This is a genomic window from Flammeovirga sp. SubArs3, from assembly GCF_947387565.1.
GTDB classification, from domain to species: domain Bacteria; phylum Bacteroidota; class Bacteroidia; order Cytophagales; family Flammeovirgaceae; genus Flammeovirga; species Flammeovirga agarivorans.
Genome location: NZ_CANDOA010000001.1, coordinates 1,055,338 through 1,068,906 on the forward strand (window position 1 = coordinate 1,055,338; position 13,569 = coordinate 1,068,906).

General features: G+C 35.1%; 3 protein-coding genes. All 3 read left to right on the forward strand.

Going from position 1 to position 13,569, the window contains the following annotated elements; translation table 11 throughout:
• The first annotated feature begins 5 nt into the window (after positions 1-5).
• Complete coding sequence (locus tag QL232_RS03790; RefSeq protein WP_281613158.1) at positions 6-5,192, forward strand: AAA family ATPase; 5,187 nt, start codon at positions 6-8, stop codon at positions 5,190-5,192.
• A 326-nt stretch (positions 5,193-5,518) separates the two neighbouring features.
• Positions 5,519-5,671 (forward strand): hypothetical protein, encoded by a 153-nt coding sequence (locus tag QL232_RS03795; RefSeq protein ID WP_168882640.1) that lies wholly within the window; start codon positions 5,519-5,521, stop codon positions 5,669-5,671.
• On the forward strand, positions 5,671-13,281 hold the full coding sequence (locus QL232_RS03800; RefSeq protein WP_281613159.1) for a S8 family serine peptidase: 7,611 nt from the start codon (positions 5,671-5,673) through the stop codon (positions 13,279-13,281). Before QL232_RS03795 ends, QL232_RS03800 begins: the two co-directional genes overlap by 1 nt.
• Positions 13,282-13,569 lie beyond the last annotated feature (288 nt).

Here is a 13,569-nt window from a genome sequence, read left to right on the forward strand (position 1 = left end):
CTAGCATGTTAGAAAATATCGGTACAATAAATGATGAACTAAGAAGGCTACAAGAAACAACAAACTATAAAGTTTGTATATCTAAAGCACACCAGTTACACAAGATTGTAAAGTCTAAGAAGTATCAGGCTTACATGAAGTATGAAACAGAGGTTTTAGAAAATCTTTCTTTAATTGATCAATCTAAATCTGATAAGGAACAAATCGTTTATAAATTTGGTATCCTGTCTAGATTCGCTGAGATTGATTATAAGTCTCTCTCTTTACTCGAGAAAATAGACCTTTCAATTAAGCTCTTAAAGAGAGTAAAAAAACTCCACGAATCTGGCTTAATTCACTATAATATTTCCAGACAGAATATCTGTGTTACTGAAAATAGAGACGTTGAACTAATCGGTTATGAACTAAGTGCTGAAGATGGTTCAAGCCCGAAACTTCAGACACTTGTTATCTTAGAAGATGATAACTGGAATTATATCGCTCCTGAGCAAACAGGGCGTATCAATACTTATTTAAACGCAAAATCTGATCAATATAATATTGGTGTATGTTTATTTGAGTTATTCACTAATAACTTACCCTTCAGAGGTAAAGATAAATTAGAGTTAATTCACTCACATATTGCCTATTCACCACCTCCTGTACATAAATTACATCCGGACCTTCCTCCATTCTTGTCGGAAGTGATAGGTAAGTTATTAGCAAAGTCTTCTAATGAAAGATACAATAACTTTGAGGCGGTAATTAAAGATTTTGAAAGGTTAAGAGATTTCTGTTCTGGTAGAAACCTTAAACTTCCTCAATATGCAGGTATCGATGATATCGAGATCACTTTAAAGATTCCGAATAAATTATACGGAAGAACAAACGAAAGTGAAATCTTTGTTGATGCCTATAATTCCATAAAGAATGAAGGACTTTCTGTTTTAGCGTTAACAGGTGTATCCGGTGTGGGTAAAACAGCCTTTATTAAAGAAGGAATTAATAAAATTCTAGATGAGAAACTGATTACAGTAGCGGGTAAGTTTGATCAATACCAACGTAACGTACCTTATCTAGGGATCATTCAGATTCTAAAGAATCTAAGTAGTCAGCTTTTATTAAAATCTTCGAGTGATATTGAAGCATTAAAAGCATTGATCGCTAAAAACATTGGTACCAATGGTAAAATCTTAACAGAACTAGCTGAGGAGTTAAAGTTTATCGTTGATGATAAATATGAGTTAGCAGAGTTAGGAGCCAAGGAATCAATGAAAAGATTTACCTATACGGTTTCTCAGTTCTTTAAAGCAATTATCTCTCAACACCCGATTATCTTATTCGTCGACGATATCCAATGGGCAGACCTATCTTCTGTCAACCTTCTGAAGGCATTGGTTGCTGATCTAAAAGATGAGCGCCTATTATTGGTATTTGCCAGTAGAGTGGAGGAAAGTGAGATTTTCCAATCTATTAAAGAGGATATCAATAAAGTAAAGCCATTAATCAATATCGAATTGGAGCCGCTTGGCAAAGAGATGATTATTGAAATGGTCAGAGATATACTTCCTAAATCTCCAAGTATAGAGGTACAACGATTAAGTGAAATTATCCAGAGAAACACAGAGGGTAACCCTTATTATATTCATGAATTTATCAATGAATTAATCTCTGCAAAAGATAATTTCAATTATCATAAAGATACAGGTAAGTGGGAGATTAATTTTGCGAAGATTGAAGAAAGTATGGCCACTGAAAATGTTGCTGAAATCAGTCTAAAAAAGAAAGATCTACTTTCAAGCGAAATTAATGATAAGTTAGCCATTGCTTCTTTATTAGGTAACCGATTTGATGCCGTTGTTTTATCCAATCTTATTGGTAAGGACCCTAAGGAAGTCATTGATCAGTTAAAGAAATCAGTAAAGATGAACATTGTCGTTCCCCTTTCTGATAACTATAAATATTACGATAGTGAGTCTACTGAAAAAATTGAATATCAATTTATTCATGATAGAATTAGTCAGACTTACTATAATCACTTTAGTGAAGAGGAAAAGAAGAATTGGCACTTGAAAATTGCTTATTCTTTACTTGAAAACATCAATATTACTGATCCAAAAGTAAGGTTAAAAGCAGTAAACCATGCAAATATTTGTATTGACGAAATTAAGGAGAAAGAAAATGCTCTTGATTTTGCTCAACATAACTATGAAGCGGCTTTACTAGCGATTGAAAATGCGGCCTATGACGAAGCCAAAAACTTCTTGGAGTTTGGTTTACAATATGTAGGCGAGGAGATCAATAAGGAAAACAAATCAATTTGGTTAAATATCAAATTGAAATTGGCTCAGTGTTATTATGCAAGTGCTAATTACGATGAATGTATGACGATAGTGAATTCATGTCTAGAGTATGGTACAGATCGTACTTATTTACATGAAGCAGTATTAATTAAGGTACACTTATATGTGGTATTAGGTAAATACTCAGAAGCTATTGATCTGATTAGTGCCTCACTGAGAAAAAGTAAAATTCGATTTAAAAAGCATCCGAAACAATTGGATGTCATGATGGGAGTCATGAAATCGAAGATGAAGTTAAAGTCTTATTCTTTGGAGAAATTACAAAAGATGAAAGACTTAACAGATGAGAGTAAACTAGAGCAGTTACAACTATTGAGTGAGTGTTTCTTCCCTGCCTATATTTCAAGACCATTGTTGTTCCCGATACTAATTTTCAAGGTATTGGAACTAAGTATGAAATATGGAAACTCTCCAGTATCAGCGTTTGGTTACTCTTGTTACTCATTACTGAATTCAGGAATTGGTGATTTCGACGATGCCAGAATGTATGGTGAATTTACTATTGAATTGGAAGAAAAGTACAATTATAAACCATTAAATTGTTCTATTGAGCAGAACTTGGTGGCTTCATATTACCCTATTTTCAAAGGATATAATGAATCTATCGAAAAAGCCGGAAAAGCCATCCTATTGGGTAATGAGTCGGGTGATACCTTATTTACAGGTTTATTAAACTTACACCGATCAGCACAATTGTTCTTTGGTGGTAAGAATTTGAACTATGTAAAAAAAGAGGTTCAGAAAAGTATTGAAGTATCAAGTTTAAGTAATGAAACAAGATCTCCACTTTTACAGGCGATCTTAAAGCTCTCGAATACATTATTACAAGAGACGCAAGATGAAAATGCTTTGATGTCTTGGGAAGAAATTCAAGATCATTACAAAGAGATCAACAGTATGGGTGACCTTTGTAATACATACTTATTCGAAGCGATTGAATGTATACTTTCTGGAGATATTGAATTCGCAGTAGCGTTATTAGATAAGATCAAAGCTTCAGAAGATGCCTTAATGGGTGTGTTCTATCAAAATGAGTTTATCTTCTATTATTCTGTTGCTCACTTATTAAATCCTAAAAGTAATAAGAAGGCACTTTCAAGTATCAAAGGGTATAAAAAGAGGTTAAGTAAATTAGCTGCTATTAACCCTGAAAACTTCCAGGCTAAATTCTTATTAATTGATACCTTATTGAAGAAGTATCATTTAAAACAAAATGAACTTCATCAATTGGATCAAGTACTGGAGTATAGTAAGGAAAAAGATGATTACTTAATCACTGCGATTTGTTCTAGAGTAATATTCGAAGCGTATGAATCGTATGGAAATCATTCTTTAGCTGGCTATTATAAAAAGTATTCAGTTCAAGCCTTTGAGAAATGGGGTGTTAAGAAAGGAAATCATTTATTTGAAGATCACCTGAACTCAAGTGAAGATGAAAGCATAAATGCGACAAGTAATCAAAATGAAGATTTTGATATTAAGAGTATTCTGAAAGCTTCAAATATGATCTTTGCAGAGCTTTCTGTGGATAAACTTGTTCCTTCTATTCTAAAAGTAGCTATTGAAAATGCTGGAGCAAATAATGGTTTATTTATTACTAGTGTAGATAACGAGCTATACCTTAAAGCCAGAAGTTCAAGTCGTACTCATAAGAGTATTGAAGCTGTTAACTATCCAATTTCTTCTATCAAAAACGAAATACCTGCATTAATTATCAATAAGGTCATTGAAACAAGGGACCATCTGATATTACAGAATGCAAGTCAGGATTTCGAATTCGGAAGAAGTAGTTATGTGACGTCAAACAATACGAAGTCAGTATTATGTTATCCTATCGTTTCTAATAATGAAGTAAAGAGTATCATCTATCTGGAAAATAGCTTGGTAGAAGGTGCTTTTAGTGAAATACATTTAGAAATCATCAAGATACTTTCTTCTCAAATTCGAATTTCTTTAGAAAATGCCCACCTATACCAAACAATGGAGAAAAAGGTGGACATGAGAACTGAGGAGATCCGTAGACAGAGTGAAATTATTAAGAAAAGGAATTCTGATATCACTGATAGTATTCGCTATGCTAAGAAGATCCAGCGTTCACTTTTACCGACACCTGATAAGATGGAGTCATTATTAAGTGGACAGTTCTTTGTATTATATAAACCGAAGGACATTATTGCTGGAGATTTCTACTGGGTTGATAAAAAGGATGATGAGGTCATTTTTGCTGCAGCAGATTGTACAGGGCATGGTGTTCCTGGTGCAATGGTAAGTGTGGTATGTAGTAATGCATTAAACAGAGCAACAAAAGAATATTTACTTTCTAAACCTTCAGATATTCTTAATAAAGTTAGAGGTCTTGTGATTGAGAACTTCAACACAAGTACTTATGACGATGTAAAAGATGGTATGGACATCGCTTTATGTAGTTTGAATAGGAAAGAAATGAAGCTGAACTATTCTGGAGCACATAATGAGTTGATCATCGTTAGACAAAAACTTTTCAATACAGAAGGTGTCGATTTTGTTTTTGAAGATGATGATAAAGGGTTATTCCACATTAAGGCAGATAGACAATCTATTGGCTTATCGAATAAACCAAAACCTTTTACCAACCATACTGTAGATCTTATGCCAAATGATATGATCTATGTTTTCTCTGATGGTTTTGCCGATCAATTTGGAGGTCCACAGAATCGTAAGTTTTTGATTAAAGCTTTTAGAAAACTATTATTTGATATCAGTCAGGAAAGTCTACAAGACCAACATGATGTCTTAAATTACAGATTCGAAGAATGGAAAGGACACAATAATCAGATTGATGATGTATGTGTTATGGCCGTTAGAATATAATTAAATAGATCATTTTATGATCCAAAAATATCCGTCTCTTGTTCACCAAATATTAAACTATTGGAGAAGAAGAGACGGATTTATTTTTTCTAAACGAACCTTTTTCCCCTTTTTACCCCAATTTATATTTACCATCCATTAATAAAAAATCACCTTTTAAATAATAGAAAAACAGTTAGTTACAAGAGAGTGTAGTGGAGATGTAGTAGTGAATACTATTAAAATGTAGTAGTCGATGTGGAGATTTGTTTGACTGCCATTAAGATATTCTTTTCTCACAATGAGCTAATGTTGTGTATTAGTGTTTTAGAGACCAATTGACTTCTATGACAAAAGAGAAAAGTTCTGATGCTTCGGATAAAGACGAGATCATTAGACGTATTGAAGAACGAAAAAAGGAAATCGACACCCTTAGGAAGATCTTTAAAAAATTGTCTTCCTCTTCAACCAATTCATTCATTAAAAACAACTCAAAGTAATGAGAAAACTTTCACTATCATTGTTGTTGTTAATATGTTGTATTTTTTCTCCCATACTACAGGGCACAACATATGCGCAACAACGACCAACTCCTGTAAGCTTTAACGCTGATGGAAATGCAATGGGGGTAATTCATATTAAATTTGCTCCTTCTACTGCATCACACTTACAACTTTCTAATGCAAAAGCAATTGCTACAGCACAATTAGGTATCGCTACTTTTGATGCTGTGGTGAAACAATTTCAGGGACATGATCTAAAGCGTTTATTCCCATACGATCCTAAATTTGAACATAAACTACAGAAGCATGGCTTACACTTATGGTATGAGTTATCTTATGATTTAAACTCTGACCCCCTTACTGTATGTCAAACTATTGGAAACCTTGCTGAGGTAGAAATTTCAGAGCCTATTTTAGCAAAAAGACTTATCGGAGGTGAAAGTGGAGTAAGAAGATTGACAAAAGCAGAAATTGAAGCTTTTTCAACTACTGAAAATGCAGCCACGATGAATGACCCATTATTAAGTAATCAATGGCATTACGATAATGATGGATCGGCAGGGAAAAGAGAAGATGCTTCTATTAATCTTGCAGAGGCTTGGGCTCAAGTGACAGGAAATAAAGAAGTGATAGTGTCTATTCATGATGCCGGTATTGATGTTCAGCATGAAGATTTGATCAACAATATGTGGATCAATGAGGCCGAACTTAACGGTACTGATGGAGTAGATGATGATGGAAACGGTTACATCGATGATGTATATGGTTTTAACTTCTCCAACAATTCAGGAGCTATTGATCCAATGGTTCATGGTACACACGTTGCAGGTACTGTAGCGGCTACAACAAACAATGGTATTGGTGTAGCAGGTGTAGCAGGTGGCTCAGGTAATAATGATGGAGTTCGCTTGATGGCTTGTCAAATCCTTAGTGATAATGGCGGAAATGAAATTGCTAACTCTTACGTTTATGCAGCCAATAATGGTGCTGTTATCTCTCAAAACTCTTGGGGTTATATCGCTCCAGGAAATTATGAGCAATCAGTATTAGATGCCATCGACTATTTTATCGCTGAAGCGGGTGATTATGAAGGTTCACCAATGAGAGGTGGTATTGTAATCTTTGCAGCGGGTAATGATGGAGTGGATAATAAATACTACCCAGGATACTATGAGAGCTGTTTAACTGTTGCTTCTTCCAATGGTTTAAGAGAGAGATCTTCTTATTCTAACTTTGGTGAGTGGGTAGACCTTACTGCTCCTGGTGGAGACACTCGTTTAGGTACTTCACATGGGGTACTTAGTACGTTACCTGATAATGAGTATGGTTATCTTCAAGGTACTTCAATGGCTTGTCCTCATGTATCTGGTGTGGCTGCCTTGGTCGTTTCAAGATTAGGAAATGAGACCTTCTCTCAAGATGTACTGAGAAATCAGTTATTGTTTGGTACGCATAGCATGGATGAGTCTGCACCTAATTATATTGGTAAATTGGGTACAGGTTTGATTGATGCTGCCTTAGCGATTAAAGAAAATGATGGGATAGCTCCAGAAGTTGTTCAAGACATTGAAGTGTTAGCCAAGTCGTCAGATTTTGTAGATCTACAATGGACAGTGCCTAGTGATGAAGATGATGATCAACCAAGTAAATTTATGATCTCTTATTCTGCAGGTACTTTTAATGAAGAAACAGCAAAGTCTGTATTTGTTTTCTCAAAACTAGAAGCTGGAGCTAAATTCGATTATAGATTAGAGAATTTATCAGCGGAAACAAACTATGAAATTGCAATTAAAGGTTTTGACCGTTGGGGAAATGCTTCAGCCTATTCAGAAGTAATTTCAGTTGGTACTAACCTTGGCCCACAAATGTCTTATCCAATGGTGGATAATGCATGGTCTTATTCGGTTGAAATTAATGCAGATGCTGCTGAAAAGTCAGTTTGGGAATCTTCTTTTACTTTAGGAAATACCAACGAAGCATTGTTAGAGTGGTCTTTAGAAACGCGTCAGAAGAGCTACACTATCAAAAACTGGGCAACTCCTTCTTTGGGTTATGAAGTGAAAAATTCAGGAAAGTCTCTAATTCTAAATAGAGTAGTACCGATGGAGTCTGTAAGAAATGAAGATTACGAACCACTAAACCCATTTGTGAAAGAGTACCTAAGTTACACTAACTACTTCTATGCTACTTTCTTGATTGGTGATAATGATACGTCAATTCCTAATATGACAGCTTCTGCTTTTAAAGTAGAAAACGAGAATGGCTTTAACGTGACGAAAGTAGATGCCTATTTGAATGATATTACTTCTGGTCAGGCTACTTATGAAGTGTATCATGGTAATATCCTATCACAAGCGAAACTAGTATTCTCTAAAAAAGTAGAAGAGACAGATGAAGGAAATCATGAATTAACTTTAGATGATAGTGAATCTTATTATGTTCCTTATGGTGATATTGTTTGGTTGGTAGTAAAAGTACCTGCAGGGAACTTATATCCAATCGGTATTAGCTCAACCAACGATCATAAAGATGCGGTTAATTATCAATGGATGTCTTTTGATGAAGGGAAGTCTTTTGTTCCATTAAGTATCGCATTGGGTACTGACGAGTATTCGTTTACTCAAGGGATCTTTACGGATGAAGAATACCAAGGTGATTTTATCTCACTTACTCCATACGAAGGTCAAATCAATGGTGAAGGAGAAACAGAAGTGACATTTACAGCTGATGTATCTAAAATCAAGAATGGAGACGTAAAAACAAACATCATTATTTCATCAAATGATGAGAATGCTGATGGTGCAAGAATTCCTACGATTGTAAAAGTATCGGGACATGATCCAGAGTTAATTACTCCTGGTATTGTTAATTATGGTTCTGTACAGTTAGGTAGAGAGAAAGATATAGCGATCAAGTTAGAAAACTATGGATATGGTGTTTTCAAAGGTTCTTTATCTGTGACAGGATTAGAAGGAACAGCTTTCTCAGTAGTAGACAAGCCATCTAGAGTTTCTGCTCGTTCGACAGAAGATTTAGTTGTTCGTTTCCAACCAGATATGGCAGGGAATACCAATGCGGTATTAACGATTACGGATAAGAACGGTTTCGCTAATGAAATCAACCTTTTTGGTAATGGTGAAGAGCCTTCTGAAATTAATATCACACCAGAAGTACAGTTGTTTAATTTGGCTCACGGGGCTTCAACATCAAGCAGCATCGTTATCGAGAATACGGGTAATTTCCCATTAGAATTTAATATTCCAAAGTATAGTGATAAGCCAAGCTTCAGTGGCCATAAATTTGGTTACTCTTGGGAGTTGAAGACGGAAGACTTTGTTTGGGAAGAACTGGATGGTATGGAAGGAACTGTTGATGTTTCTAACCAATTTAAGGAAAATCCATTCTTAGACTTTGTTGAGGTGGAGTTAGGGTTCCAATATCCTTTCTATGATACATTGGTAGATAAAATGTATATGTCTCACATTGGTTTAATTGCCGTAGATGATAAAGATCCTGTGAATGGATCATGGGGAGAATTATTAGGTTCTTCTTTCACATCAAATGGTTATTTCGCCATCTATTATGAGTACTTTGATCTACTTTATGATTCAAAAATCTTATATAAAACATTTGACGACAAAGTAATTTTCGAATACAAAAATGTTCATTCAAAAGTTACTTATGGTGAGTCGGGAGATCCACTTACATTCCAGTTAGTGTTGCATTACAATGGACATGCAGAAATGCGTTATTTAGATTTAAGTTATTCAAATATTAAATCAATTGGTCCAATGTTGGGTATGGAAAGCCCGGATAAAAAAGATGGTATTTATTTCTATGATAAGAGCCATCAACCTAATTTCTTATTTGAGAAACAATGGCAGAATGTATGGATAGACATTAATTATCCTGGTCCACAAATCGTTTCAAACTTATCGCAAACGAATGGTTTTGTTGGCGTTGGAGAATCAAAAGAAATTACATTTGATGTAAACACAGATGGACTTGTAGAAGGAATGAATACTCAGTTTATTAGTGTAGAAAACAACGATCCATTCCAACAAATTGCACATTTCCAGATCAATGTAGATATCAACGAAGGTGGTGAAGCTATCGTAAAAACTTCAGAAAAGGCAATTGATTTTGGTCCTGTTTATAAAGGCAGTGATAAGATGATCATGTTGACGTTCTTGAATGAAGGAAATAGCAATACTGATATTGTATCAACAACATTTGAGGAAAACACTAAGCTGTCTGTAGACAAGTCAACTTTTGAATTGAGAGCGAAATTGGGTACTCAGGTAAAACTTTATCTGAATACGGATGAGTTAGGAGAGATAAATGAACAAGTTACTTTTACTCAGGAAAATGGTGATACGCATGTTTTTGAAGTAAAAGCCAATATCGTTAAAGCCCCAAATATTGCATTAAACTATACTGTCGATCCTTTTGTCTTGCCTACAGGTGATAAGGATGAGTTTACAGTAGAAATTTCAAACTTAGAGAGCGATACAACACTTAGAGTATTAGTTGAAGGTAGTAATTGGGTATACGAGAAAGCAGCTGATGTTGAAGTAAATGCATTACCAGACCTTAGAGACTTTACTTATTTCTCTAAAGATAATGATAGAGCTTTAGCCGGATTGGAAGACAAAGATGCTCCAACATTTAAATGGATTGATATTGTCAACAATGGTGGTACTAAATTGGAGTTTGATCAATCTACAATGTCTGCAGAGGTTGAATTTAATAAGCCAGTGCCATTCTATGGTAAGATGTATGACAAAGCATGGATGGGATACCCAGGTATTATTACGTTTAGTGAACCGACTCAGTTAGTTCCAATCATTAACAATATCATTCCTTATGCAGATGGTTTCAATAACTTCATTGCCTCATTATGGGGTCTAACAGGATACGATTATTTTGATGAGAACTTAGCAAAGGGTATTTATTTCTATCAAGATGATGAAAAAGTAGTTTTCACATATCACCGTTGGGTTCACTCATTCGGAGAAGGTGCTGGAGGCTTAGTAGACACACAAACGATCATCTATTTTGACGGAAGAATTAAAATTCAATATAAAACGATCAATCAAGGTACGGTTGATTTCTGGAACCAATATTTAGTGATTGGTTTAGAGAATGAAGACGGAACAGAAGGTGTATTAACGAGTTATGGAAAGAGTTTAGCGAAAGACAAGCTAGTTATCGAATATCACCCAAGTACTGTGATGAACGTAGAAGCAGGTGAAACAAAAGAAGTGACTTTTGAAGTTAACGCACATGATATGGTTGCGGGTAATTACTATACGGATCTTACTTTCTTAAACCATACTCCGGGTAAAGAAAATATCAGCATCCCAGTAGAATTAGAAGTAACTGCAGACTCAAAGTTATCTTGGGATACAGAGGAAATTGATCTTGGTGATATTGTTTATGAGGAATTCAAAAATTATAAATATGAATTTGCTTTGGAAAATAACAGTATGTCTCATCATACGTTAAAAACTGGCGATATCGTTGCAGATGCATCACTGAACTTAGAACTGTGGGGAATCTTAGAAGAAGTAGACCCTTGGTTACCAATGACGCCTGTTCCGGGTTGGGTTCCTTACGAGTCGTATTTCAATGAATTCTATATTGCTACAAGCATTCCTGCAGGCGAAAATATGAAAGCTCAGATCAGAATTATTCCATCTGAAGCAGGTTTATTTGAAGGAAAAATCACTGTAAATAATGCAGATGGTAGTTCAACTGACTTAGTGGTAAAAGCTAATTTCTATTTACCACCAGTATATGAGTCGGATGTTGCAGATACACTTTCTGTGAATGCGTTGACACATGAATATGTAGAGACTAAACAGTTTACAGTGTCTAACGAGAATGGTGCTTATCCACTAGATTATCAATTCGATATCGAGTATGTAAGAAAAGGCTTACCAATGAATGAAGTGTATAGTGCTCAAGCGAATAATGCTAGTATTAAATCTTCAGTAGTTGGAGCAAATGCCATTCAAGGTACATCAACTATTGATCATAATGATTTCCACCAAGTACTTTATTACGGTGAAGTTGATGCGGAAAAGGTACAATCGATTGGCTACGGTGGTGGTCAAAGTATGATTAGTATTACGAAGTTTGTAACGCCTGAAGAAGGGTTCCAATTATCTCATGTTTCGACTTGGTATTCTCCATCTGGAGTGAAGAATGGTGATGTGAAAGTGGAAATCCTTTCTGGAACTATTGACAACCTAGTATTAGTGTATGAAGAAACATTTGCAACGGAGACAAGTTCATCAGACCAAGTGGGTAGATTGGAGTTATTTGAGTTAAGTACTCCTCTTGAGTTCTTTAATGGAGAAAATATCTTTATTGCATTTACCTATGAAAAGTTCTCAGGTTATCCTCAAGGAATGATGAGATTTGAGGAGAGTATTCCTGAAACTTTCTACTTCCATACTACTCAAGGATTAATTGATATCACTGAAGATATCCGTTTTTCAGATTTCGGTTATTATGTAAGAGCATATGGTAAAAATGCCGGAAGTGACTCTTGGTTCTCATTGGATCAGTATTCAGGTACTGTAGAAGTAGGTGAATCTCAAACGATCAATGCAGGGTTTAATAGTGCCAATTCTAGAGGCGAGAGCAATCTTTTAGCGAAGATCAATGTAACGACAAATGATCCAAATATGGTAGATGAAGATGCTCAATTCTATGCCGCGATGATGATCAATACTGCTCCTCAGATGATTGAAGGTATTACAGAATTGACTATCAATGAAGGTGAAGAAATAACATTTACTTACACATTCGAGGATGTGGAGGAACATACCTTCTCATTAGAAGTAAAAGATTTTGTAGACTTCGGAAGCTTTACAACGACCGATAATTCAATATCATTAGAGCTTGCTCCTACGTTTGATGACGCTAATGATTATGCTTTCACTATTGTAGCCTCTGATGAACATGGAGTATCGTCAGAAACAGCCATACAGTTAACAGTAGAAAATGTAAACAGAGCGCCAGAAGCCATTGAACAAGATACTATTGTTCTTTCAGTAGGTGATGTTTATTACCTGTCAACTTCAGAAACTTTTGTTGATCCTGACGGTGATGAATTGACGTTTAGTATTGCTGATAACAACGATGGTTTAGCGATTACAGGTATCGCTAACGATGAATTTATTATCTCTGCATTAAAAGAAGGTATTACAGAAGTAGCAGTCATCGCATCTGACGCAGATATGGCATCTTCTGTACAAGTAATTCCTGTAAAAATAGAAGCAGCGAGTACAGACGAGGAGGAAGACGAAGATGAAGTAACGAATATTACAGAGGACAAGGTGACATACAATTTGTATAATTATCCTAACCCTGTTTTAGACCATACGACATTCACTTTCGAACTTCCTGAAAATGGAGAGGTAGAAATTAATATTTACACGCTTCAGGGTAAGTCTGTAGATCGTATCAAATTGGGACAACAGCATGTTGGTAAAGTAAATTATGAATATGCGACGGATCGTCTTCAAGCGGGTGTATATGTTTACACTTTGATTGTAAATGGCGAAGTGAAATTATTTGGAAAAATGATCAAATAGATCAACAGATAAATTGTTCAACAAGTACCCCTTCCTGGATATTCTGGGTTGGGGTCTTTTTCATTCTTTAGATGAATTCGTTGTTCACTTTGTTTATGTTATATTATCCTATTTCATTGATTAATAATATACTATCACTGATTATGTTTGTTAATTTTGATGTTCTAATTTATAGATCAAGTGATAATTAAAACATTGGAAAATCGACAATAGTATTTGCTATTAATAGTTTACATCCGGATTGATATTATCTCCTATCCTTGAACTTATCTACAGCTAAAAGTATTC